Here is a 23069-nt window from a genome sequence, read left to right as displayed (position 1 = left end):
AGAGGCAGCGGAAACCGCATAACTATCCCATGAACCTTTCGGAGTTATTTTTTTAATTAAAGTTTCAGGAATATGAGTAGTAGTGTAGTTATGGGTGTTTTAACGTATAGTTTAGGTTTCAGGTTTCGTTACTCTTTAAAGTTTTAGAATTTATTTATAGTGTCCTGTTTATCAGTTTCTTGTGTTTTTTTGTGGCTGGTGCGAATAAATAAGGTGGGAATAGGTTAAAAATTATATAACCTTTATTTAATATCTCAATAAGTTTTTTTTCGGATGATATCGATAAGTTCAAAAAAAGCCCGAACCATCCGGCCCGGGCTTTACATATTATAATGTTATTTTAATATGATGAATTATTTCACCTTAACATAAGTTTCAATAATTTCATGATCAACCTTGAGGCTATCTATTTTCTCAATCCCTTTTTGAACCAGGGTGTCATTTTTTACGGTAAGCTTAAATTTAAAATCCCTGTTTTCCCAATCCCGGGCGTCACAATAAGCCAGATGTTCGGTATAGTCGTCGCCAGATAGGGTATAAGTGCCCGCGCCTGACGAATAAAAAGGTTTGGCGGTTTTGCCATGTACCAGATCATGCGTAAAAAAAGCAAAGTTAGTAGCGTTAAACATCTTGAACATTTCCTGATCTTTTGGCGGTGTAGTTACCGTTGTATCATTCTTCACGATACTTTTGCTTGATATCAGGTGCCAGGTTCCGTCAAGTTTGCCTGCAGGTTCAGTTGTTTCAGTTGTTGCCTTTGGTGGGTTGCCGCATGAGCACAGCGCAAGCAACAAAAAAGAAGCTAAGTAATAGGTTTTCATGGTGTTAATAAAGGTTATTGATATACAATAATAGCATAAAAAAAGCATCGACAATCATAATTGCCGATGCTTTTTAAAATAATTTCAAAAGTTTATGTTATTCGCCGCGTTTCAGGCCAAATTTTTCAATTTTGCTATATAAATGGCTGCGTTGAATATCAATATCGTCAGCTGTTTTTGAAACATTCCAATTGTTTTTTTCCAGCTTGAATTTGATGTATTCACGCTCGGCAAAATCTTTATATTCCTGGAAGTTATTAAACTGATCAAAGTCTGTTTGTGGCGTGGGCGCTGCTGCACCGGCAGCCGTAGCGGCTACAGGAGCCGAAGGATTTGCAAATGAGCGTACATCATTATCGGTGATAACCTTGTCGCTCAGGATGATCAAACGCTCAACCATGTTGCGAAGCTCGCGGATGTTACCTGTCCAAGGAAGAGATTTAAGGGCTTCTAATGCTGCATCTGAGATCTTTTTAACCGGCATGCCATATTCATTACAGATCTCATCCAAAAAGCTTTGTGTTAACAGCGAAATATCATCCTTTCGCTCAATAAGCGGCGGTACGTGAATCAATATGACGCTAAGGCGGTGGTATAAGTCCATACGGAAATTACCGGCTTCAATTTCTTTAAGCAGATCTTTGTTTGTTGCGGCTACTACACGGACATCAACATCAATTTCCTTTTCGCCACCCACACGGGTAATTTTATTTTCCTGCAAAGCACGTAATACTTTAGCCTGGGCCGATTGGCTCATGTCACCGATCTCGTCGAGGAATAGTGTTCCTCCGTTTGCCGATTCAAATTTGCCTATACGTTGCTTAATGGCTGAGGTAAATGAACCTTTCTCATGGCCGAATAATTCGCTTTCAATCAATTCAGATGGAATGGCTGCACAATTCACCTCAATAATAGGCGCGCTTGAGCGGTTTGATTTTTCATGCAACCAACGTGCTACCAACTCTTTACCGCTACCGTTGGCACCTGTAACCAACACACGGGCATCGGTAGGAGCAACACGGTCGATGGTTTCTTTGATCTTAATAATAGCCTGCGACTCACCTAAAATAGGGCGTACCTTTGAAACTTTACGTTTCAGTACTTTGGCTTCAACAACCAGGCTTCCCCTGTCAAGCGCGTTACGAACAGTGATGAGCAAGCGGTTCAGGTCAGGTGGTTTTGAAATAAAGTCAAACGCGCCTTTTTTACTGGCTTCCACTGCGGTTTCAACCGTGCCGTGGCCTGATATCATGATAAACGGAAGATCGGGTTTAATGGCGAGGCCTTCGGTAAGTACCTCCATGCCATCCATGCGGTTCATTTTAATATCGCATAGCACCAGGTCATAGTCTTTCTTTTCAATTAACTGAAGTCCGTCCACACCGTTATCTACATCTTCAACCTCGTAATCTTCATACTCCAAAATTTCGCGAAGCGTATTACGTATCGACCGCTCATCATCAATTATTAAAATTTTAGCCATGTTGTATAGTTATGTACAGGTAGTAGTTGTTATATCGCTAATATATGAGTTTGTATAGAAAAACAAACACTTTTAATGTGCTATAAAGGTTTAAGGCAGATAAATGTTTGCAATGTTTTTAAATTTATTAAAAAATAAAATGCCTTCAAGTAAAAACCCCTCACTTTACAGCAAGGGGTTGTACAGCAGCAAATCTGTAAGCCGGGTTCTGTTTTGCCTTGTTAAAGGGCAACTTCTATCATTTATCTGGCCCTGTTATCACTAACAGGTTTAAACAACCTACCCATCCTAACGACCTGCCTTGCGGCAGATACGGGAGCGAGCAACTCCGCTTTCAGGACCTATTTGGTTTTTCAACTCCTGAGGTTTACCGTCATAGCCGGTCGCCCGGTTATGCCGTGAGCTCTTACCTCACGTTTTCACCCTTACCCACCTAAGCGGGCGGTATTTTCTCTGTGGCACTTTGCTGTCGCCGGCTGCCGGCGCCTTCCCGTTAGGAAGCAGGATGCTCTATGTTGCCCGGACTTTCCTCCGCCAAACAAGCTGGCAGCGATAGAACGTTTTGCGGCCTAAAGGTACGGAATATTTCTGAGCGATATTTATTAAGTGTACTATTGGAAGGATAACAGATAAATTTCAACCTTTGCAATGAGGTTTTTCTCCTGAAATCTGTAAGTAAACCAAAAGAAAATTAATACGAGAGGGAGTAATATAATAGCCCAAGTTGGAAGAGGCTGCTGGCCGAATATCATAGAAAGGCCAAATACCAAAGTTAACAGCGCAAACAATATTAACTCGACCCTAATCTTTGTTTTTATAGTTATATCGACTAAATTTTCATTTTTTGAGTTTAGCGAAGTATATATTTTAATTCCTTCTACACCACCTCCGTATTTAGATACAAGTGTGCCAAAAGATAGATTAGACAGGAATTTGTATTCGTGATGACCGATCTTTTTTATTATAAATTCTTCTCGGTCATATATCGCAAGCTTATCCTCAATTTCGATCATTGAAGCCGAAATGGTAAATTCTTTTTTTAACAATAAGCCACTGTAAACTTTCATAAGTTACTTACAGTTTTTCAAATCATTCTGAACCTGCTGCAAAGTAATGGTTCCCATTTTATTACCGAAAGAATTGGTAACATAGGTAAGCACCTTAGCAATTTCGAGCGGTGCTATATCATCAGCCTGCATCTCGTCATCAAATGCGCGTCCGGCAACAGTTATCTTTCCTTTGAGGCCGTTTTTGATGAAGCAGGCCAGGGCTGCTTTATTGTTTTTCAGATATGTTGAATCTGTTAAAGGCGGGATAAGCGATGATAGCCCTTGTCCTTTGTCGCCATGGCAATTTTGACAGTGTTGCTGATAAACAAGGCTGCCAGCCGAGTAATAGCGTTTAAACTCAATCTGATCGTCGCTTTGGCATGATGCACCAATTACAATCAATAAAATAGCTATTGCGCCAATTGCTTTTAATTTCATTTAGCGGCAATTTGATCCGGTTCGGCTTTTAACGTTTTGATATCGGTAATCAATTTGGTTACTTCTGCGGGATCTGTACCTTCATAAGTACCGCGGATACGTTTTTGCTTATCTATCAGGATAAAAAATCCATCGTGGATATATTCCCCTTTAGGATTTTTTTCGGATACGCTTTGCAGGTAGCTTTTGGAGATTTTATAAGTGTCGCCTTTTTCGCCATGTAATAACCACCAGGTATTACCTGCAATCCCCAATTTATCAGCATAGCGTTTTAATACAGGTACAGTATCATACTTAGGATCGATGGTATGCGAAATGATCCTGAAATTATTATCATCCTTAAACTCCTTATATACCTTAAGCATATTTCGGTGCATTACCGGGCATATAGAAGGGCAGGTGGTGAAAAAGAAATCGGCAACATAAATCTTACCATCAAGGCTTTTCTCTGTAATGGTATCAGCGTATTGGTTTACAAATTTAAATGGTGGGATAGTGGCGTATTCCGTATCGGTTACAGTTTTGCCATTAACAGTTTTAGTTACCGGTGTTTTATATCCCAATATCGGCAGGGCAGTTTTTGTATTTGATTTGCAGGCATTAAAAAGCGTTAGTATGATAATGCCTATCCACAGATTCCTCATTATTTTACCGGTATTTGGGTGATGTATTTTGTTGAACTGGTAACTGCTACGGTTACCAGGGTGTCTATTTTATTGATCTGTTTTTTCTGGGCCTCAAGATACTCCATAAACTCCTGGTGCGATTTATCCTTTTTCTCCGGGTCAAATTTATGCATCCAGTCATTCATGGCATTGTCTGCGTCGTCAACCAGTTTTATATAGGCCTGGGCCGAATCTTTGTTGATAGTTGGCGCGCCATGTTTTAAAAGGCTATCCAATAGCATTTTATTTTCGGTTAATTTCACATCGCTTGGCATTACCTTATCATGCACCGCAATTACCTGGTTTAAAAGATCTTTTTCCTGTTTTTGAGTGTCGGCGCAGCCGAACAATAAAGCAGCTCCTGCTGCAATGAATAGATATTTTTTCATGGTTTTTGATAGCGTGATAAAACTTGGCAAATATGCTAAATGTTTAGCTGTTTAATACTCTTAAATAATAACTATAGTCTGTTACAGGTAAAGTTTTTACGCCCGCAAGCTTAAGCTGCTGACCAATCTGCGCCCTGGTATGCGTGCCGTGATTAAGTACCTGGGTTACAATATCGCCCACTTGGTTTTCAAAATAGTCGCCGGTAAAACTATGATACGGGATTATCTTATTTAGATCATCCTCATTTATTTCGTTTAAAAATGTTACCCATGCTTCATAACGCTCAGATACCTGTTTTTTGCATTGCTCAATTGTAACATTTTCGGGCCATGAATTTGGCATTGACGGAGGTACGAGTTTGCATCTTTCAAGCCAGGCTTGTTCGGCAGCAAGTAAATGTCCCATAAGCTTGAGTGTCATATCCGGCGAACCGGCTGTTTCCATGGCTTGTATTATGAGATTACTGGCAAAAAGATTATAGCCAAACATTTTCAAAAAGTATGTTTTCACGGTGTTTGTAAAATAAGCGGCTAATGTATCAAAGCAATTTTGTATATTTATAACAATGCTGGTTAACAATTAAATAACATAGTTGTCATATTCAGCAAACATCTGCTTGTTACCTTTATTTTATAGCTAAAACATAAGGTCATGAAATTTATCATCAATATTTCAAAGCTGCTGATCAACTTCCGTCAGTGGATGATGCTTAAAAGTATGCGTTCATCGTTCATACATTAAGTTATCACTTATAATTCTTCATTTATAAATATAATTGCACTTTTGGGCTTTTGTAGCTCAAATTAATGGAACTTACTGACCGGGAAATACATTTAAGCAAAGATCTTTTTGGTAACGACTTTGAATGGGGCGTTTCAACTGCTGCTTTTCAGATAGAGGGGGCTCATGACGCCGATGGAAAAGGATTATCTGTATGGGATACCTTCACCACAAAAAAAGGAAAAATACTGAATGGCGACCATGCCCAAACCGCTTGCGATTTTTATAACTTATACGAGCGCGACATCGATCTGATCAAAGAGCTCAACATCCCCAATTTTCGCTTTTCTATTTCATGGACACGTATCCTGCCCGATGGTACCGGGAAAGTTAACCAGGCAGGTATCGATTATTACAACCGGGTAATCAATTATTGCATTAAACAAGGTGTTGAGCCCTGGCTAACCGTATATCATTGGGATTTGCCTCATGTACTTGAAGTTCAAGGCGGATGGACAAATCGCGAAGCTATTAGCTGGTTTAGTGAGTTTATAACCATTTGTGCCCAAAACTTTGGCGACAGGGTAAAGCACTGGATGGTGATGAACGAGCCGGTAGTGTTTACGGGCGCAGGTTATTTTTTCGGCATTCATGCCCCTGGTCGCAGTGGTATGAAAAACTTTGTGCCCGCCATACATCATGTAACTATGAGTATTGCCGAAGGAGGTAGAATATTACGAAGACTTTTACCTTCAACAGCACAAATAGGCACTACGTTTTCGTGTTCACAGATAGAACCTTACTCAAACAAACCGAGGGATATAGCTGCGGCTGTTCGTGCTGATGCCCTGATCAATCGTTTATATATTGAACCTTTGCTGGGTATGGGGTACCCTATAAATGATCTCCCTGCCCTTAAAGACCTCAGAAAATATTTTTATCCCGGCGATGAAGATAAACTAAGTTTTGATTTTGATTTTATCGGCATCCAGAACTACACCCGCGAGATTGTAAAATATTCATTCTTCACGCCTTATATCAATGCCAGTATGGTTAAGGCCGAGAACAGGGGCGTTGAGCTTACTGCTATGCGCTGGGAAATTTATCCGCCTTCAATTTATCATATGATCAAAAAGTATGATGCATATCCTAATGTTAAAAAGATAATTGTCACAGAAAATGGGTCGGCTTTTCCCGACACTGTTACTGATGGCGAAGTAAATGATCCTAAGAGACTTAAATATCTTAAGGATAATTTAGCACAAGTACTAAAGGCGAAAAATGAGGGGCATAAAATTGAAGGTTATTTTGTTTGGACCCTTACCGATAATTTTGAATGGGCCGAAGGCTATCACCCGCGTTTTGGATTGATCCATGTTGATCATGCTACCCAGCAACGCACGGTTAAGGCTTCAGGCAAGTGGTACGCCGAATTTTTAAAATAAAAGTTAATTTTTAGGCAGTGTGAAGTTAAACGATGTCCCATTTTCGGTGTCACTTTCAAACCAGATATGCCCGTTGTGATCTTCAATAATTTGCCTGCAGATAGAAAGCCCGAGGCCAAATGATTTTTCGCCGGACGTTCCGGGGCGTTTGGCATCGGTAAACATGTTGAATACCTGGTTTTTCAGCTTATCAGGAATGCCGATGCCATGGTCTTTTACCGAAATTTGTATTTCATTTTCCAGTTCAATTGCCATTACTAAAATAGCTGATCCTTCCGGGCTGAATTTAATGGCATTGCTAATGAGGTTGCTAATTACCCGCCATATCTTTTCACGACTGATACAAATCTCAACCGGAGTGTTTAATTGAGCAAGATTGATCACCTGTTGTTTCTCCGCTGCTTTAAACCGCATAAGCTCAACGCTATTGCTTAATAATGAATTAATTTCAACTGCTTCTTTGTTGAATGTTGTTGAAGTAGATTCGGTGGCTTCCAGTATTTCATTGATCAGCTCAATGGAGTTAAACGAGGTTTCCCTGATGATGCCGAGGAGCTCTTTCTGTTCGTCGCTGTAATTCTCCTCGCTCATTATACTGGTAAGCGATGCTATGCCGCCTATAGGGTTGCGGAGGTCATGTGCAACGGTACGCAAAATGCGGTCTTTTTCCTGGTTGTTGAGCTTTAGATCATTAAGGGCATTTTCCAGATGGTTGTTTTGATGATTTATCTGGTGGTTAAGACTTCCAAGTGTCTTAATATTCTTTTTTGATTTTTGCCAATTCAAAAATATCAGGGAAATGATAATAATGAGCATCAACGCAAAAACAACGGTTACCCTAAGGTAGACGTGTTGTAATTCATTGTTTTTCTTGAGGTTATTAAACTCATTGTCTTTTTCAAGACTTTTAACCTGTTCCGCTACATCAGCTTCCTTTAGTTTCCTGTTTTCACTTGTGATGGTATCCTTAAGCTCATCATATTGCTTATAATGCGCCATTGCCTGCTGATGATCATTCTGTTTCTCAAAATAATTCGACATTAACAAATGCCAATCCTGTATAGCGTCAGGACTTTTTACGCTGTCAAACTGTAGCTTTATAACGTTGAGAATGTTTAATAAAGAGTCATTGGCATTTTGCTTATCATATATTGCAGCAAGTTTAAGTTCAGAAAACTGGGCATCGTTATTATCATTGCCTTTACGCAAGTTGATAGCGATGCTCTTTTTTAACAGGTCTTTAGCTTCATCGTATTTCCGCTGCCTCATATAAACATCGGCGATGTTACCATACACAACACCTTTTGATACTTCACCCATTTCCGGACGGTCTTTAAACCTGGCCGCGTTAGCCTTAAGATAGTCGAGCGTTTTGTTATAAAAGTACATGGCGCTGTCGTTTCTTTGCAGCTTGCTGTAGCTTAATCCAATGTTATTCAGCAACTCCTGACGGCGATAGAAATAGTTAAAGTTTCCTTCACATGAACTTGTTTCCTCAAAACTTTTCTTAAAAAACGAAGCTGCACGGCCATAGTGTTCCTGTTTGTAAAGGATCATGCCCATACGGTAGCTGTAATCGCCCATGGTACAATCGTCCAGGTTATTGTTGGCAATTACTTTTCCCTCATAAAAATAACTGTAAGCTTCGTTGTAGCGGCGTTCATCAAACAATACATCTCCTTTAGAAAGATGAGCCTGGCCGTATTCGCTGGTGAATTTTAACTTTTTTTCAGGCGTGTCAAAAATGTTGAGCATGCTATCTGCATATAGCAAAGCCATTTTACGATCATTCTTTACGTGAGCTGCGTAATTATAAATGAAAAAGTAATAATTGTATACCTGTTTAAAGCCGAGATGATTGGAATGGTGAAAGGCCGAGTCAAGATAATCGGCAGCCGCTTTGTAATGACCATTGTCATACATGGAGGTTGCTGTATCAACCGCCTTATTGTATGCAGATGACGAAAGAAAGCCCTTAGGTTGTTGCTCGCACGAACTGATGATAAATAACAAACAAGCAAAAAACAAGCATACCTGTATATTAACAGATAACTGCGTTTGTTTAAGGCTTTTGTATATAAACATTAAAGATTAAATTATGCCAGGTTTAGTGTTGGTTATAAAACAGGGTTAAACTATGAAATTTCCTCAAAATAACTATACTGTTTTTATGACTATTGTTAATTAATTACTTAAAATGAAATATATTTAATTCGGCTAGCGACTAATGAAGGTGGCTTGATTAATTAATAGATTATGCTACTTCGGCCGGGAGGTATACGTAAAAACTTGAGCCGTTGTTCAAATCGCTCTTTAACCAAATCCTACCGCTGTGTTTTTCAACTATTTGCCGGCAGATTGAAAGCCCGAGGCCAAATGACTTTTCACCGTCGGTACCGGGACGTTTGGCTTCGGTGAACATATTAAACACCTGTTGCTGTAATTTATCAGGAATTCCAATTCCATAATCTTTAACACATATTTCAACCCCCTGGTGTTTTTGGTTTACAATTACATAAATAACAGCTCCTCTTGGGCTAAATTTAATGGCGTTGCTGATGAGGTTACTGATAACGCGCCATATTTTTTCCCGGTTTATCAATAGCTCTGTAGGGGTATCCAGCAGGCTAAGCATGATATCCTGATCTTTCTCAGCCGCCTTGAATCTCAACAAATCAACGCTATTACTGATAAGGCTGTCTATCTCGACCCATTCTTTATTAAAGCTTACATTGGCTGTATTTGCAGCTTCTAAAATCTCATTGATAAGCTCGAGCGAATTATATGAAGTTTCTTTGATCAGGTTGATCAGGTCTGTTTGCTCTTCGTCCTGCGCATCATCAATCATTGCTGCTGATAATGATGCTATGCCACCGAGAGGGTTGCGGAGGTCATGAGCAACGGCCCGCAGGATACGGTCTTTTTCGCGGCTGCCGCGATTTACTTCTTCAAGGGTGTTTTCTAATTCGTTTTTCTGCAGTTTGATCTGGTCATTCAGCTTTTTTATCGCAACGATATCCCGCTTAGATCTTTTCAGGTTGCGGAAAACAAGGAAGATAATAATTACCGCCATCACCGAAAAAAGTACGGCAAGGCAGATATATACCAATTGCAGTTTGTTGTGTCCTTTAAGGTTTTCTATCTGATTTTCCTTGTCGAAATTAGCCTGTTGCTGGTTTACGTCCGTCCGTTTCAAAGAGGATGTCCTTTTCAGTGCCGAATCCTTTAAAGCGGAATAATTTTTTAAATAAAACAGGCTGTTCTGGTAATCCTTTTTTTGCAGGTAATAAGTGCTCATTAAACCGTTCCAACTGGTTTCAACATCGTCATTATTTATAATATCAAGCTGAAGACGCAGGCTTTTCAGTAACTCAAATAGTTCGGCTGGCTTGTTGATGCTTAGGTATAGCCGGGCAAGTTTTATCTCTGTTAATTCGGCATCGCGGTTATCATTGCCGGGCTTTAAATTAATTGCAATACTTTTCTTCAATAACTCACTTGCCTGGGGGTAATCATGAACAAGCATAGCTAAATCGCCCTGGTTACCGTATACTACACCTCTGGCAACTTCAAGCAGGTTTGCGCGTTCGGCAAATCTTGTACTGTTTTCGTTGATGTAAGTTAGTGCTTTGTTTAAGTAAAGCCTTGAGCTATCAATATCACCGCTGTTTTTATAGCTTTCACCAATATTATCCAAAAGCTCCTGTCGCTGATAAAAAGCGCGAAAATCATCGGTATAGGCGTAGCTTTGCCTGTGGCTGATCTTGAAATAATTAGCGGCTTCCTTAAAATGCCCCTGTTTAAACATGATCATACCCATGCGGTAAGTGTATTCGGCTAATATGGCATCGTCAATAGCGTTTTTACCTATAGAATAGCCTTTGTAGAAATACCGGTAAGCCTGATCGTATTTCACCATATCCGAATAGGCATCGCCGGTCGCGAAATCCGCTTCAGATGCTAAGGCTATGTGCTGATCGGGGGTAACGCTTTCTGCTGCTACTGCCTGCATGGTATCAGCATAGGGCATGGCCTTTTTAGGGTCATGCAATGCTTTTAAATTATAAAGAAAATGAAAAGCGTAAAAACGGAACCTGTCACTTACATAACGACGGCTTACTGTTTTATATGCCGAATCGAGGTATTCAATGGCCCTGTGAGGCTGTGATTTTTCGCCGTTATATGACGTTACCGTATCAAATATCGGCTTAAACTGTTTGGAATAGTCGCCGGTGTCACGGGTGTTATTTGTGCAGGAATTAAAAGCCAATAAACATGCTAAAGCCAACCAAATAGTATGATTGAGCAGCACTTTGTTTAAACTAACAGGGCTATTAGGGGGCGCCAACTTTAAGTGTTTACGCAACAAATATAATGTTCATAATTATAACGAACAATATTTTTGCGTCAGAATAACACGTATGTTACTAAAAGTTAAGCGCTTTGATTATCTGCTACTTAAAAGCATCCAGGCCGGTAATGTCCATCCCCGTAATAAGCAAATGGATGTCATGTGTACCTTCATAAGTAATTACCGATTCCAGGTTCATCATATGCCTCATAATAGGGTATTCGCCTGTAATGCCCATGCCTCCAAGCATTTGCCTTGCTTCGCGCGCAATGGTAATAGCTGTTTCAACACTGTTTCGCTTGGCCATTGATATTTGGGCCGGGGTAGCCCGGTTTTCGTTTTTAAGTGTGCCCAAGCGCCAAACCAAAAGCTGCCCTTTAGTAATTTCTGTTATCATTTCGGCCAGTTTTTTTTGCTGAAGCTGGAAACCTGCAATAGGGCGGCCAAATTGTTCCCGTTCTTTAGTGTAACGAAGAGCGGTATCGTAGCAATCCATCGCGGCACCCAAGGCGCCCCAGGCAATTCCATAACGTGCCTGGTTTAAGCAGCCCAATGGCCCTTTAATGCCGGCAACATTTGGTAATAGGTTTTCTTTAGGTACTTTAACATGGTCGAAAACAAGTTCGCCGGTAGCCGATGCCCTCAGCGACCATTTGTTATGGGTAGTTGGTGTAGTAAAACCTTCCATGCCGCGTTCAACTATCAATCCTCGAATTTTGCCCTCTTCATCTTTAGCCCAAACAACGGCAATATCGGCAAAAGGCGAATTGGAGATCCACATTTTGGCTCCGTTGAGGATATAGTGGTCGCCCGCGTCTTTTATATTGGTGGTCATACCACCGGGGTTTGATCCATGATCTGGCTCGGTTAAACCAAAACAGCCCATCAACTCACCTGTAGCAAGCTTGGGCAGATACTTTTTGCGTTGTTCTTCACTACCATAAGCATAAATCGGGTACATTACTAATGATCCCTGAACCGAGGCTGTAGAACGGATGCCTGAGTCGCCACGCTCTAATTCCTGCATGATGATACCATATGACATATAGTCCAAGCCGGCACCACCGTATTCAACAGGAACAGTTGGACCAAATGCACCGATTTCGGCAAGGCCTTTCAGTAATTGCGAAGGGAACTCAGCTTTTTGAGCATAGTCTTCAATGATCGGACTTAACTCTTTTTTTACCCAATCCCGTACCGATGAACGGACGAGCTTATGTTCGTCGGTGAGCAACTCATCTAACAAGTAATAATCCGGGGCTTCGTACAGATCTGTTTTGGCCATAACGTTATAGTTGGTGGGCAAATATAAAGCATTTATCACCGGTAAAAGCAAGTCAAAAAGGCCGTTTTTTGATATGTGAGGCCACTTTATTGCAAAAAGTAGGTTTAAACGGTTTAAAGCATGTTTTTAACAAAAATATTTTTACAAGCTGAAAATCTGTATGATTAAAAATATTTTGAAAAGTCTTTTCCCTCGGGATGAGATTTAGATATGGCTTTTGTTACTTTTGAGCATGATCAATATAGCCTTGCAAGGCGCGGAATTTTTCGCGTATCACGGATTTTATCCTGAAGAACAAAAAATAGGTTGCCGTTTTTTAGTTGATGTAAACGTAGGTTTTGTGCCTCCCGGCGATCTGCTGGAAGACAATCTGAGTAAAACAGTTGATTATGAGCGCGTGTATATCATAGTATGTGAAGAGATGAAGCATCCGCGCAAACTGATCGAAACTGTTGGGCAGTCGATCATCGATCGTATCAAAAAGAAATATCCGTTTGCGGAAAGCATTGAGGTTACCATCAAAAAGCTTACTCCGCCATTGAGCGGTAAAGTGGCCCATTCGGCTGTGATTATAAACTATAAGAAATCCTAATCATGGAATTCAATAAAATATCGGCTCAAATATTAGATGCCATTACTGCAGTTGTAGGAGAGGGCAATGTATTAACCAGTCACGAAAGCCTCGAAAAATACAGCCACGACGAAACAGAGGATCTGGTTTATTACCCCGAAGTTGTAGCTCGCCCGCAAACTCCTGAAGAAGTTGCGGTATTATTAAAAATCTGCAATGAAAACCTGATCCCGGTAACGCCGCGAGGTGCGGGTACTGGTCTTAGCGGAGGTGCTTTGCCCATAAAAGGTGGTTTGCTGATTGCTATGGAGCGCTTTAACAAAGTACTTGATATTGACGAGCAAAACTTACAGGCAACCGTTGAGCCGGGTGTGGTAACCGAAGAGTTTATGAACGCGGTAGCTGCCAAAGGTTTGCTTTACCCGGTTGACCCGGCCAGTAAAGGCAGTTGCTTTATTGGCGGTAATGTGTCGCATGGTTCTGGTGGTCCGAGGGTTGTTAAATACGGTACCATCCGGGAATATGTGCTTAACCTGCAGGTTGTTTTAACCTCTGGCGAGATCATTTGGACAGGAGCCAATACTTTAAAGTATGCCTCGGGGTATAACCTTACGCAGTTGATGATCGGCTCGGAAGGTACTTTGGGTATTGTTACCAAAATAGTGGTAAAGCTTATTCCGGCGCCAACGCTTGATGCCTTAATGCTGGCTTCGTTCCCGACAAATGAAATGGCATGTGCAGCCGTTTCGGCCATATTCAGGGCCGGGATTGTGCCATCAGCGCTTGAATTTATGGAGCGAAAAGGGGTAGAGTGGGTAAAGGAGCATGATGATATTGCCTTTGATCTTCAGGATGGCGTTGAAGCTTTTCTTTTGATTGAAGTTGACGGTACCAATCAGGATGTGATTTTTAGTGATTGCGAAAAGATAAATTCAGTACTTGAAGAGTTTGACTGCCGCGATGTTCTGTTTGCAGATTCGTCGGCTCATAAGGAAGAGCTTTGGCGCTTAAGGCGTACCATGGCGGTATCTGTAAAATCAAACTCGGTTTATAAGGAAGAGGATACAGTTGTTCCGCGTGCCGCGTTACCTCAGTTAATTAAAGGTATAAAAGAAATCGGGGCCAAATACGGCTTTGAATCAGTATGTTATGGCCACGCCGGCGACGGAAACCTGCATGTAAATATCATTAAAGCCAATATGACCGATGAGGATTGGAACAACAAGCTGAAATTCGGAATCCGGGAAATATTTGAGCTTACGGTATCCCTTGGTGGTACCTTATCGGGCGAGCACGGTATTGGTCTTGTGCAAAAGGATTTTATGCCGATAAAATTTTCGGACGTACACTTTGCGCTTTGGAAAGGTATAAAACAAGTATTTGACCCTAAAGGGATATTAAACCCTGGGAAGATTTTTTAATCAAGAAAAACCGCGCGTCATTGCGAGGCACGAAGCAATCCCCAATTAGCAGAGCCGCTCTGAAAAGTTAGGGATTGCTTCGTGCCTCGCAATGACGATTTGAGAGATAAATATCTGCCATCAACAATCAATTCGTATTCAGGATCAACCTTGGCTCATCATAATTGATCATTCTATGCCTTTCAGAGGATGGGATAGGCACCGATTTATTAGCTGAGTAATCGTAGCTGATACAAACGGTTTTGCCTGTAGTTACAATTTCCTCACCATTGGGGGTTATCTTCACCAATACGTGCATCATATCAAAACTGCTGTTGCCGATACGAATGGTACGTACATAACAGGCGATATTGTCCTGAACGGTTAGCGGTTTTAGGTAGTTTATTTCTGAACGGCCGAGAATGATCCCGGTATTGCTCCAATCCCAGTTAATAATTTCTTTCCAGTAGCCAATACGGGCTATTTCAAAGTAGGTAAGATATACCGCGTTGTTTACGTGTCCGAATGAATCGATATCCGAAAAACGGATAGGGATAGGGGTTTTATATTTGTAATCGGTAAGTTTTTCAGTCATTTTCGGTCATTTTGTCTGCCTAAAAATATTATTAGTGACTTTTTGTCGCTCTATTTAGGCTTTTTTGCCGTTGGTACAGCAGTTGATCAATAGGTTACGAAGTTAATAAAAAACAAAACTTTAGGAGGATATAAAAATGACATTAGTAAAATTTAACAACGGCCTTAAAAATACTTCAGCTAACCCATTTTTTAGTGATGTATTTGATTCACTGATCAATGATTCGTTTTTAAGCGATAAATTAATCGCTCGTGTACCTGCTGTAAACATTGCAGAAACCGAAAACGAATTTCATGTTGAACTGGCTGTTCCTGGCTTAAAGAAAGAAGATTTCAAGATCAATCTTGATAAAAACGTATTAAGTGTAGCTGCTGAAAAGAAAGCCGAAAACGTTGAAGAAGGTAAAAAATTCAGCAAACGTGAATATAGCTACAATTCATTTGTAAGATCATTCACTTTGCCTGAAAGCGCCGACCAATCAAAAATTGATGCGGATTATGCTGATGGTATTTTGAAACTTACTATAGCAAAAAAAGAAGAAGCTAAATTTCAAACAAGAGAAATAGCTGTAAAATAATTAAAGACTGTTTTCATAAAGTAGTTAGTTTGGTTTGAAGGCCGCCCTGTAATGGGGCGGCCTTTTTTTAGCACCAGCTAATCTGCCAGCACCTTTACTTCTATATTGTTTCTTGTTGCCTTTGAGTAAGGGCAAGCTCTGTGCGCAGCATCAGCCATTTTTTGAGCAATATCCCAATCCACGCCCGGGATATGTACATGCAATTCGGCCGACAAAGCGAATGCGGCCTCGCTCTCTTTGTTGAACGAAATATGTACATCAACTGTGGCCTGCGTTACATCTACATTATCACGTTTACCAACAGAACCCAGCGCACCCAGGTAGCAGGCTCCCCAGGCGCCGGCAAATAGCAATTCGGGGTTGGCATAGCCATCTTCGCCGCCAAGTGCCGCAGGTAGTTTAAGCTTCATATCTATCACACCATCTTCTGATTTAATATGGCCTTCCCGGCCGCCTTTTGCTGTTACTACAGCGGTATATAATTTTTTCATGAGTTTAATCTTTGTTTTAATAGTTAACTCTTGAAAGGAAATAGTGTTTGCCTGTTATTTGATTTAGGTCATGGAGGAACTCTATATAAATTATTCTATCGCGATCATTTATTGATTTATAAAATAAAAAATTTTGAGTTGAATTATTTTGCTAAAATTATTAGTATTTTTGATTTGATATGAATGTGGACAGGATAACGGAAAAGCTCAATATTTTGGCCGATGCGGCAAAATATGATGTATCATGCGCGTCGAGCGGGAGCAACAGGAAAAACAAAGACAAAGGACTGGGAAATGCCAGCAATGGTATTTGTCATAGTTATACTGAGGACGGGCGATGCGTATCGCTGCTGAAGATCCTGCTTACCAATCACTGCATATTCGACTGCGCTTATTGTGTATCCCGCAAAAACAATGATATCAAACGGGCCGCGTTTACCGTGCAGGAGGTGGTTGACCTTACCATTAATTTTTATCGCCGCAATTATATCGAAGGCCTGTTTTTAAGTTCAGGTATTTTTAAGGATGCCGATTATACGATGGAGCGCCTGGTTCGTGTAGCAAAAAAGTTAAGGACCGAGCATAACTTTAACGGGTATATTCATTTAAAATCCATTCCCGGTGCAAGTGAGGAGTTGATGCGCGAAGCGGGTTTATATGCCGATAGGCTCAGTGTGAATTTGGAAATGCCTACCGAGGCCGGATTAAAACTGCTGGCTCCCGATAAAAACCGGCAGGACATGATCGATCCGATGCAGTTTTTGAAAAAGGAAATTATTCAGAATACAGAAGAGAAGAAGCTTTTTAAAAATACACCAATGTTCGCGCCTGCAGGTCAAAGTACACAGGTGATTGTGGGCGCTACACGCGAGAGTGATCAGCAGGTATTGCAGTCGGCCAATTATTTTTATAAAAATTTCAATTTAAAGCGGGTGTATTATTCGGGCTATGTACCTGTGCTGGCAGACCAGCGCTTGCCGGCCTTGAATACCGCTGTCCCGTTAGTGCGTGAGAATCGCCTTTACCAAGCCGATTGGCTTATGCGTTTTTATGGTTTCCATGTAAACGAGATCGTCAATAATCAAAATCCGCTGCTCGATCTGGATATCGATCCTAAACTGAGCTGGGCAATCCGGAATATGCAGGTTTTTCCCATTGATATTAATAGAGCTGACTTGCAGTTGATTCTTCGTGTACCGGGTATTGGTTTACTATCGGCACAAAAAATAGTTGCTGCGCGAAAGTTTGCCGGATTGGGCTGGGAGCAACTTAAAAAGATAGGAGTGGCTATTAATCGGGCTAAGTATTTTATTACCTGCAAAAGCAATGAGTTTGAACGGCGCGATTTAACCGGGCAAAAAATCAAGCAATTTATCATGGCCCAATCGCAAAGTAAATACATTAAAAATACGCAAACCCAACTTAACCTGTTTTGAAAATGCATACACTGGTTTACGATGGAACATTTGAAGGGCTGCTTACTGCTGTGTTTGAAATTTATGAGCGCAAGCTGTATCCTGTTAAATTATTAAAAGGGGAGTGGCGCAACAGCGCTTTGTTTGAAGAGGTAATTCCTATTGTTACAGATGAGGCCCGCGCGGGCCGGGTGTTGACAGGATTGCGAAAAAAACTTTCGGCAGCCGGTGTGCAACGCCTTTACATAAGCCACATGGCTGAAATTACGGGAGAGGATTGTAATGTACTCGGGTTTATACGGCATGTTTTTGATAACGATCGAAACATTGAGGAAGATTATGGGAACAGGTATGTGATGCGCCTGTCGGAAATTTTAAAAATGGTTCGGCGCGAAAAACACAGGATGGAGGCCTTTGTGAGGTTTCAAAAACTAAATGACGGTACTTTTTACGCCGCTATTGAACCTGATTTTAATGTGTTGCCATTGCTCATCAAGCATTTTAAAAGCAGATATGCCGATCAGAAATGGATGATCTATGATATTAAAAGAAATTACGGGTTATATTACGATCTCCATGATACGCAATTCATCGAAATGGATTTCGACGAGTTAAATAAACCGGTTGATGTCATTGCGGCTTATAGCGAGGATGAAGGCATTTATCAAAACCTTTGGAAAAACTATTTTAACAGCGTAAACATCGTTTCGCGCAAAAATACGAAGCTCCATGTGCGCCATATTCCTAAGCGATATTGGCGGCATTTAACAGAGAAAATTTAGCGTTTTGCCAGTTTTGCGCATTTTCTCTTTTTGTTTACTTATTGTTTTGGGCAGTGTTTGTTGAAAAGGGCAATGTTAATAACAGGGGCTGCTATTTACTTGATTTTCAATATTTATACTTAAAATTGATGGTTTTTAGATTGTTAATAACTGACTCTTTAAGGTTAATAACCTGTTAATAAAAACAAATGAAAATATTTGCCAATTTCAGCCAATGTCCCGATATTGAAATCATCAAGAACGACGTACTTTGATAGCCTTTCAGGAAAACAGAAATTGAATCGGGTGAACCTCCGGGGGAACTAAAGATCAAGGGAAGTCCCTGAGTCACAAGAAAAAATGAAGAAGGCGAAAGTCTTTTGAAAAAAGAAAGTGGTTAAAGGAGGTGCCGGAATTAAGAAGAGAAACTCTACGGAGGGAACCAACAGAAACCGGTGACAACGAAAACGGGTCGACCGCTCGTGAGAGCAACGGACAACGATCATGTCGGTTAAAGATACACAAAACTTGATGCTGTCAGGCAACTACGGTTAAGAGGCAGTTTGGAAACGGGAGTTCAAATCGAAAGAAATGACTCCCGTTTTCGTTTTTGAAGGTTTTTTGTTTGGGGAGAAATTTTTCTTCAAATGTTAAAATCGTTATTTTAGACGGATATGAAGGACGGCCAGCGTAACCAGAAGAAAAAAATATTTGTTTTAGATACCTCCGTGATCCTGTATGATCACAATGCATTTCAAAACTTCCAGGAGCATGATGTAGCCATACCCATCCAGGTATTGGAAGAGCTTGACAACAAAAAAAACGGTAATGATACCCGTAACTTTGAGGCCCGGAGTTTTATCAGGCTCATGGATGATTTTTCTCACAACGGACTGATTAATGAGTGGGTTCCGCTTAACGGTAAAACCAAAGGCAGTTTTAAAGTGGCTATGGACACCAAAACCACGGGTCTTGATGCCGAGCAGGTTTTTGGTTCCGATAAAACAGATCACCGGATCCTGAACGCGGCCTTAGGTTTACAGGAAGAGAACCCGGGTAAAAAGGTAGTGCTGGTTTCAAAAGATATCTGTCTTCGCCTTAAAGCCAAAGCCCTTAATCTACACGCCGAAGATTACGAAACAGGTAAGATCAAAAACCTGGATGAGTTGTACACCGGCAAAACGGATGTAGAGAAAGTTACTGAAAAGCTCATCACCACGCTGAATAAAAACGAGAATGTTCCGGCCGAGAATTTGAAGATAGAATCATATACCAATAATCATTTTTATGTATTAAAAGGTAAAAAAGGAGATACGGTAGGTTTTTATAATTCGCAGAGCAAACAACTTGAAAAAGTTACCGAGCAGCCGGTATTAAATATCTATCCCCGTAACCTGGAGCAATCGTTTGCAATTCATGCACTCTTGCATCCGGATATTAAATTAGTAACCATACAAGGCAACGCGGGGACGGGCAAAACCTTGTTAGCACTGGCCAGCGCCCTTGAGCAGCGTAAATATTACCGCCAGATTTTTGTAACCCGCCCTATAGTACCCTTAAGTAATAAAGATATTGGCTTTTTGCCCGGTGATATTAAATCAAAGATAGATCCATACATGGCGCCAATATGGGATAACCTGAAATTCATCAAAGACCAGTTTGCTGATGACGAAAAAATGCAGGCTAAGATTGATGAATTGGTCAACAACGATAAGATTTCGATAGCGCCACTGGCTTTTATCCGCGGGCGTACGCTCAGCAAGATTTTCTTTATTGTGGATGAAGCGCAAAACCTCACTCCGCATGAAGTAAAAACTATCATATCCCGCGCCGGTGAAAATAGCAAGTTTGTATTTACCGGAGATATTTACCAGATAGACACGCCTTACCTTGACGCAGAAAGTAACGGATTATCATATTTAATAGATAAGGCGAAAGGTCACCCGCTTTATGCGCATATCACTCTGCAAAAAGGAGAAAGAAGCGAATTAGCTAATTTGGCTACGGAGTTGTTGTAGGGTATCTTCACTACGTCAATTGCGAGGTATAAAGCAATCCCAAACTATGCAGGGTGGACTTGTAAATCGGGGATTGCTTTGTACCTCGCAATGACGCTTTTTTATTTTCATCGCTTCTTGAAGTACCGAATAAACATATTTTCTAAAACTTCATAACTCTTTCCTGTGTATCTTTAGGAAATAAACCTCTGCTTATGAAAATATCAAAATACTTGCATTCGTGTCTGCTTTTTGAATTGGATAATTATCAGCTATTATTTGATCCGGGTAAATTTTCATTTGCTGAAGGTTTGGTTACGCCACAAATGTTTGCCGATGTAAAGAATATTGTGATCACCCATATCCATCCCGATCATTTTGATATCGACATTTTAAAAAGCATTGTTGAGCTAAACAAAGCAGAGATTATTACAAACTCGCAGGTAGGTAAGGAATTGGAAAAGGCAAATTTAAAGTATACTTTGCTGGAGGAGGGGACTTATAAAGCGGGACCATTTAAATTACAGGCCTTTCCGGTTAAGCACGAACTGATCATGGATAATCCCTTGCCCCAAATGACCGGTTTCCTGATTAATAATAAAATCTTACATCCGGTTGACTCAATGGAGGAAAAGCTATTTAATTTTAAGGGGATCGAATTGCTGATCATGGTATCGATGGCGCCCTTTGCCAACGAGCCCACAATTTCGGCCTTTGCAGATGAATTACACCCTAAACAAATTTTGCCTGTGCATGACGGGTATGCAAAGGATTTTTTCATTCTTCAGCGTTATGCCGCTTATAAAAAGCATTTTGATAAACTGGGCATTAAGTTTCATGAAGTTTATAAAGTAGGGGACGGGATAAGTCTTTAGTTCAGCGTATTAAATCGTATGTAAACATAACTTAGTATTTGGAAGATGATACTAACGACGTAGAACGGATCAATTATAAACGTTTAAAATACCGCTATAAAAAGAAACCCCCGCCGAGAGGCGGGGGTTCTTTGCGAGCTCAGCCTCCTGCTAAGCCGACCCGCGTTAACCTTATCACAATGCTAAGGTGAGGATTAATAATGAAGAAAACATGAACATTAATTGCTGCTAATTCTTCATCTTAGCGAAATACATAATTTTAGCTGATGCAGAAACCCGACAGCCTCATTTTTGATATGGACGGAACCCTTTGGGACGCCGTTGACACTTACGCCCAATCATGGAACCTTATATTTCAAAAGCTTGATATACCGAGAACAATAAAACGCGACGATCTGCTTCATGTAATAGGAATGGAAGGACAGAAACTAACCCGTGTTTTACTGCCCGAACTTGATGATGAAAAAGGAATGGAAGTATATTACGCCGTAAACCAGGTAAGACGCGAGATATTACCCACCAGCGGCGGCATTATGTATAAAGGCGTGAAAGACGGTTTGCAGCAATTGTCATCCAAGTATAAATTGTTTGTATTGAGCAATTGTGCGGTCGGCATTATTCCGTTGTTTTTAGCCTGGGCAGATATTAATGAGTTTATTACCGATAGCATGGCTTACGGAACCAATCAAATGCCTAAAAACCACAACATGCATTTGCTGATGGATAAGCACAATTTACAAAGCCCGGTTTATATAGGAGATACCAATGGCGATGCCGAGCAAACACGCCTGGCAGGCATTCCCTTTACATTTGTTAGCTATGGGTTTGGCAACACAGATGATTATGATAATAAGTTTGATGATTTTGAATCGCTGACCCAATATTATTTGAGTTTGTAAGTTTAGTTTACATGAAAAGCGTATCACTGCTTCTTTTATTTCTTATCGCGCTATGCGGTTCGTCATTTGGCCAGCATACAACTGTTGAATCTGAGGAATGGCTTACCGAAGATCTTGGCTATCTCTATTTTAATGGAGGAAAAGCTTATTTTAATTTCGATGGATATAAGAAACACGAAAACAAATACAAAATAGGGCACGATACACTTAAGATAATTGATACCTATACCACCAGTGCAGATAATTTCAGACAGCAACATGCCGAGGTTTCTAAATTCATCATCAATTATTTTGACGGAAAAAAACTAACCATTAAGGCGGTTAATGAAAATGCAGTGAAGTTAGCAGGACGCCCGCCGCTCCAGTTTAAAAATTATAAAGCCAGCTTTGATAACGGGGTGAAGTTTTCAAAGCTTCGCTTTCTGTCTTCAACCTGTTATGGCAATTGCCCACAATTACTGATCAACATATGGGCTGATGGTACTTACCGTTTAAAAGGAGGCGAATTTACAGAACCATTTAAAGGGGATTATGCTGGCAGGCTTACCGGCGCACAGCTGGATAGCCTTAACTTTTGGCTTAAACACAGCGAGCTGAAAAAAATGTACGATTGGAAACAGGGTAGCCAGGTTACTGATGCCCCTAATTACCATTTGGATATAGACTTTGAAAATAATAAAGACAAGCTTACGCTAACCACTAACGATCCTCCTTTTAACCTAACAGGTTTGGTAAACTTTTTAGTAGAATCATTCAGAAAAGTAAACCTGACAAAAATTAAGGAAGGCGAGAAACAGGCTAATTGACCGGAGCTTATGAGGCATATAAATATTTGCTTAGC

The 23069-nt window shown here is 40.6% G+C and carries 22 protein-coding genes and 1 other RNA gene; 10 read left to right on the top strand and 13 right to left on the bottom strand.

Annotation, left to right across the window (positions count from 1 at the left end; genetic code table 11):
* Nucleotides 1-353: 353 nt before the first annotated feature.
* The 8 genes from DUL71_RS09865 to DUL71_RS09830 form a co-directional block, all read right to left on the bottom strand.
* A complete protein-coding gene (locus DUL71_RS09865; protein WP_114938521.1) occupies nucleotides 354-821 on the bottom strand; it encodes a lipocalin family protein in 468 nt (155 codons plus the stop codon).
* Between the two features lie 97 nt (nucleotides 822-918).
* A complete protein-coding gene (locus DUL71_RS09860; protein WP_114937931.1) occupies nucleotides 919-2304 on the bottom strand; it encodes a sigma-54-dependent transcriptional regulator in 1386 nt (461 codons plus the stop codon).
* A gap of 181 nt (nucleotides 2305-2485) precedes the next feature.
* An RNA gene (gene rnpB, locus DUL71_RS09855) (RNase P RNA component class A) lies at nucleotides 2486-2873 on the bottom strand.
* Nucleotides 2874-2915: 42 nt separating this feature from the next.
* Nucleotides 2916-3371 carry a YwiC-like family protein gene (locus DUL71_RS09850; protein ID WP_114937930.1) on the bottom strand — a complete coding sequence of 152 codons (456 nt, stop codon included), beginning with the start codon at nucleotides 3369-3371 and terminating at the stop codon, nucleotides 2916-2918.
* A 3-nt stretch (nucleotides 3372-3374) separates the two neighbouring features.
* Entirely contained in the window at nucleotides 3375-3791 is a 417-nt protein-coding gene (locus DUL71_RS09845; RefSeq protein WP_114937929.1) for a c-type cytochrome, read from the bottom strand.
* Nucleotides 3788-4435 (bottom strand): SCO family protein, encoded by a 648-nt coding sequence (locus DUL71_RS09840; protein WP_114937928.1) that lies wholly within the window; start codon nucleotides 4433-4435, stop codon nucleotides 3788-3790. The genes DUL71_RS09845 and DUL71_RS09840 overlap by 4 nt, the downstream gene beginning before the upstream one ends.
* Entirely contained in the window at nucleotides 4435-4845 is a 411-nt protein-coding gene (locus DUL71_RS09835) for a succinate dehydrogenase assembly factor 2 (protein ID WP_112575453.1), read from the bottom strand. Before DUL71_RS09835 ends, DUL71_RS09840 begins: the two co-directional genes overlap by 1 nt.
* Nucleotides 4846-4888: 43 nt before the next feature.
* Nucleotides 4889-5356, bottom strand: a complete 468-nt coding sequence (locus DUL71_RS09830) for a DinB family protein (RefSeq protein ID WP_154402353.1) — start codon at nucleotides 5354-5356, stop codon at nucleotides 4889-4891.
* A 296-nt stretch (nucleotides 5357-5652) separates the two neighbouring features.
* On the opposite strand from DUL71_RS09830, the gene DUL71_RS09825 reads away from it, so the two are divergent.
* Entirely contained in the window at nucleotides 5653-7011 is a 1359-nt protein-coding gene (locus tag DUL71_RS09825) for a GH1 family beta-glucosidase (RefSeq protein ID WP_114937926.1), read from the top strand.
* Between the two features lie 3 nt (nucleotides 7012-7014).
* On the opposite strand, the gene DUL71_RS09820 is transcribed toward DUL71_RS09825, so the two are convergent.
* From DUL71_RS09820 to DUL71_RS09810, 3 genes are all read right to left on the bottom strand, one after another.
* Complete coding sequence (locus DUL71_RS09820) at nucleotides 7015-9096, bottom strand: tetratricopeptide repeat-containing sensor histidine kinase (RefSeq protein WP_114937925.1); 2082 nt, start codon at nucleotides 9094-9096, stop codon at nucleotides 7015-7017.
* A 169-nt stretch (nucleotides 9097-9265) separates the two neighbouring features.
* On the bottom strand, nucleotides 9266-11323 hold the full coding sequence (locus DUL71_RS09815; protein WP_161964407.1) for an ATP-binding protein: 2058 nt from the start codon (nucleotides 11321-11323) through the stop codon (nucleotides 9266-9268).
* A gap of 142 nt (nucleotides 11324-11465) precedes the next feature.
* Nucleotides 11466-12647 (bottom strand): acyl-CoA dehydrogenase family protein, encoded by a 1182-nt coding sequence (locus DUL71_RS09810; RefSeq protein ID WP_114938520.1) that lies wholly within the window; start codon nucleotides 12645-12647, stop codon nucleotides 11466-11468.
* Nucleotides 12648-12879: 232 nt separating this feature from the next.
* Here DUL71_RS09810 and folB point away from each other — a divergent pair, with 232 nt between their 5' ends.
* Nucleotides 12880-13239: a dihydroneopterin aldolase gene (gene folB, locus DUL71_RS09805; RefSeq protein WP_112575459.1), complete on the top strand. Its 360-nt coding sequence runs from the start codon at nucleotides 12880-12882 to the stop codon at nucleotides 13237-13239.
* Nucleotides 13240-13241: 2 nt separating this feature from the next.
* On the top strand, nucleotides 13242-14639 hold the full coding sequence (locus DUL71_RS09800) for an FAD-binding oxidoreductase (protein WP_114937923.1): 1398 nt from the start codon (nucleotides 13242-13244) through the stop codon (nucleotides 14637-14639).
* Nucleotides 14640-14766: 127 nt separating this feature from the next.
* Here the strand turns inward: DUL71_RS09800 and DUL71_RS09795 are convergent, their stop codons facing one another.
* Nucleotides 14767-15213: an acyl-CoA thioesterase gene (locus DUL71_RS09795; RefSeq protein WP_114937922.1), complete on the bottom strand. Its 447-nt coding sequence runs from the start codon at nucleotides 15211-15213 to the stop codon at nucleotides 14767-14769.
* A 136-nt stretch (nucleotides 15214-15349) separates the two neighbouring features.
* On the opposite strand from DUL71_RS09795, the gene DUL71_RS09790 reads away from it, so the two are divergent.
* Nucleotides 15350-15790: an Hsp20/alpha crystallin family protein gene (locus DUL71_RS09790; protein WP_114937921.1), complete on the top strand. Its 441-nt coding sequence runs from the start codon at nucleotides 15350-15352 to the stop codon at nucleotides 15788-15790.
* 77 nt (nucleotides 15791-15867) lie between these two features.
* Here DUL71_RS09790 and DUL71_RS09785 read toward each other — a convergent pair whose 3' ends face one another.
* A complete protein-coding gene (locus DUL71_RS09785; protein WP_114937920.1) occupies nucleotides 15868-16281 on the bottom strand; it encodes an Ohr family peroxiredoxin in 414 nt (137 codons plus the stop codon).
* Nucleotides 16282-16460: 179 nt separating this feature from the next.
* Between DUL71_RS09785 and DUL71_RS09780 the strand changes: the two genes are divergently transcribed.
* The 6 genes from DUL71_RS09780 to DUL71_RS09755 all read left to right on the top strand — a co-directional run bounded on the left by DUL71_RS09780 (nucleotide 16461) and on the right by DUL71_RS09755 (nucleotide 23034).
* Nucleotides 16461-17717: a putative DNA modification/repair radical SAM protein gene (locus tag DUL71_RS09780; protein WP_114937919.1), complete on the top strand. Its 1257-nt coding sequence runs from the start codon at nucleotides 16461-16463 to the stop codon at nucleotides 17715-17717.
* A gap of 2 nt (nucleotides 17718-17719) precedes the next feature.
* The gene (locus DUL71_RS09775; protein ID WP_114937918.1) at nucleotides 17720-18478 is read left to right on the top strand and encodes a TIGR03915 family putative DNA repair protein; all 759 of its coding nucleotides are present in this window, start codon (nucleotides 17720-17722) and stop codon (nucleotides 18476-18478) included.
* A gap of 653 nt (nucleotides 18479-19131) precedes the next feature.
* Nucleotides 19132-20475, top strand: coding sequence for a PhoH family protein (locus DUL71_RS09770; RefSeq protein ID WP_114937917.1), 1344 nt, complete (start codon nucleotides 19132-19134; stop codon nucleotides 20473-20475).
* Nucleotides 20476-20669: 194 nt separating this feature from the next.
* On the top strand, nucleotides 20670-21329 hold the full coding sequence (locus tag DUL71_RS09765) for an MBL fold metallo-hydrolase (protein WP_114937916.1): 660 nt from the start codon (nucleotides 20670-20672) through the stop codon (nucleotides 21327-21329).
* A gap of 266 nt (nucleotides 21330-21595) precedes the next feature.
* Complete coding sequence (locus DUL71_RS09760) at nucleotides 21596-22228, top strand: HAD family hydrolase (protein ID WP_112575468.1); 633 nt, start codon at nucleotides 21596-21598, stop codon at nucleotides 22226-22228.
* A gap of 11 nt (nucleotides 22229-22239) precedes the next feature.
* A complete protein-coding gene (locus DUL71_RS09755) occupies nucleotides 22240-23034 on the top strand; it encodes a DUF6438 domain-containing protein (RefSeq protein ID WP_114937915.1) in 795 nt (264 codons plus the stop codon).
* The last annotated feature ends 35 nt before the right edge of the window (nucleotides 23035-23069 follow it).

Origin of the sequence: Mucilaginibacter endophyticus, assembly GCF_003351025.1 — a bacterium.
GTDB lineage: Bacteria > Bacteroidota > Bacteroidia > Sphingobacteriales > Sphingobacteriaceae > Mucilaginibacter > Mucilaginibacter endophyticus.
The sequence above is the reverse complement of the archived record's forward strand: the minus strand, read 5'-3'. Positions and strand labels throughout refer to the sequence as shown.

What these genes read in the sequence shown, in the direction of transcription:
- DUL71_RS09865 (WP_114938521.1), bottom strand. Translation starts at nt 821, where the DNA reads ATGAAAACCTATTACTTAGCTTCTTTTTTGTTGCTTGCGCTGTGCTCA.
- DUL71_RS09860 (WP_114937931.1), bottom strand. Translation starts at nt 2,304, where the DNA reads ATGGCTAAAATTTTAATAATTGATGATGAGCGGTCGATACGTAATACG.
- DUL71_RS09850 (WP_114937930.1), bottom strand. Translation starts at nt 3,371, where the DNA reads ATGAAAGTTTACAGTGGCTTATTGTTAAAAAAAGAATTTACCATTTCG.
- DUL71_RS09845 (WP_114937929.1), bottom strand. Translation starts at nt 3,791, where the DNA reads ATGAAATTAAAAGCAATTGGCGCAATAGCTATTTTATTGATTGTAATT.
- DUL71_RS09840 (WP_114937928.1), bottom strand. Translation starts at nt 4,435, where the DNA reads ATGAGGAATCTGTGGATAGGCATTATCATACTAACGCTTTTTAATGCC.
- DUL71_RS09835 (WP_112575453.1), bottom strand. Translation starts at nt 4,845, where the DNA reads ATGAAAAAATATCTATTCATTGCAGCAGGAGCTGCTTTATTGTTCGGC.
- DUL71_RS09825 (WP_114937926.1), top strand. Translation starts at nt 5,653, where the DNA reads ATGGAACTTACTGACCGGGAAATACATTTAAGCAAAGATCTTTTTGGT.
- DUL71_RS09820 (WP_114937925.1), bottom strand. Translation starts at nt 9,096, where the DNA reads ATGTTTATATACAAAAGCCTTAAACAAACGCAGTTATCTGTTAATATA.
- DUL71_RS09810 (WP_114938520.1), bottom strand. Translation starts at nt 12,647, where the DNA reads ATGGCCAAAACAGATCTGTACGAAGCCCCGGATTATTACTTGTTAGAT.
- folB (WP_112575459.1), top strand. Translation starts at nt 12,880, where the DNA reads ATGATCAATATAGCCTTGCAAGGCGCGGAATTTTTCGCGTATCACGGA.
- DUL71_RS09800 (WP_114937923.1), top strand. Translation starts at nt 13,242, where the DNA reads ATGGAATTCAATAAAATATCGGCTCAAATATTAGATGCCATTACTGCA.
- DUL71_RS09795 (WP_114937922.1), bottom strand. Translation starts at nt 15,213, where the DNA reads ATGACTGAAAAACTTACCGATTACAAATATAAAACCCCTATCCCTATC.
- DUL71_RS09790 (WP_114937921.1), top strand. Translation starts at nt 15,350, where the DNA reads ATGACATTAGTAAAATTTAACAACGGCCTTAAAAATACTTCAGCTAAC.
- DUL71_RS09785 (WP_114937920.1), bottom strand. Translation starts at nt 16,281, where the DNA reads ATGAAAAAATTATATACCGCTGTAGTAACAGCAAAAGGCGGCCGGGAA.
- DUL71_RS09780 (WP_114937919.1), top strand. Translation starts at nt 16,461, where the DNA reads ATGAATGTGGACAGGATAACGGAAAAGCTCAATATTTTGGCCGATGCG.
- DUL71_RS09775 (WP_114937918.1), top strand. Translation starts at nt 17,720, where the DNA reads ATGCATACACTGGTTTACGATGGAACATTTGAAGGGCTGCTTACTGCT.
- DUL71_RS09770 (WP_114937917.1), top strand. Translation starts at nt 19,132, where the DNA reads ATGAAGGACGGCCAGCGTAACCAGAAGAAAAAAATATTTGTTTTAGAT.
- DUL71_RS09765 (WP_114937916.1), top strand. Translation starts at nt 20,670, where the DNA reads ATGAAAATATCAAAATACTTGCATTCGTGTCTGCTTTTTGAATTGGAT.
- DUL71_RS09760 (WP_112575468.1), top strand. Translation starts at nt 21,596, where the DNA reads ATGCAGAAACCCGACAGCCTCATTTTTGATATGGACGGAACCCTTTGG.
- DUL71_RS09755 (WP_114937915.1), top strand. Translation starts at nt 22,240, where the DNA reads ATGAAAAGCGTATCACTGCTTCTTTTATTTCTTATCGCGCTATGCGGT.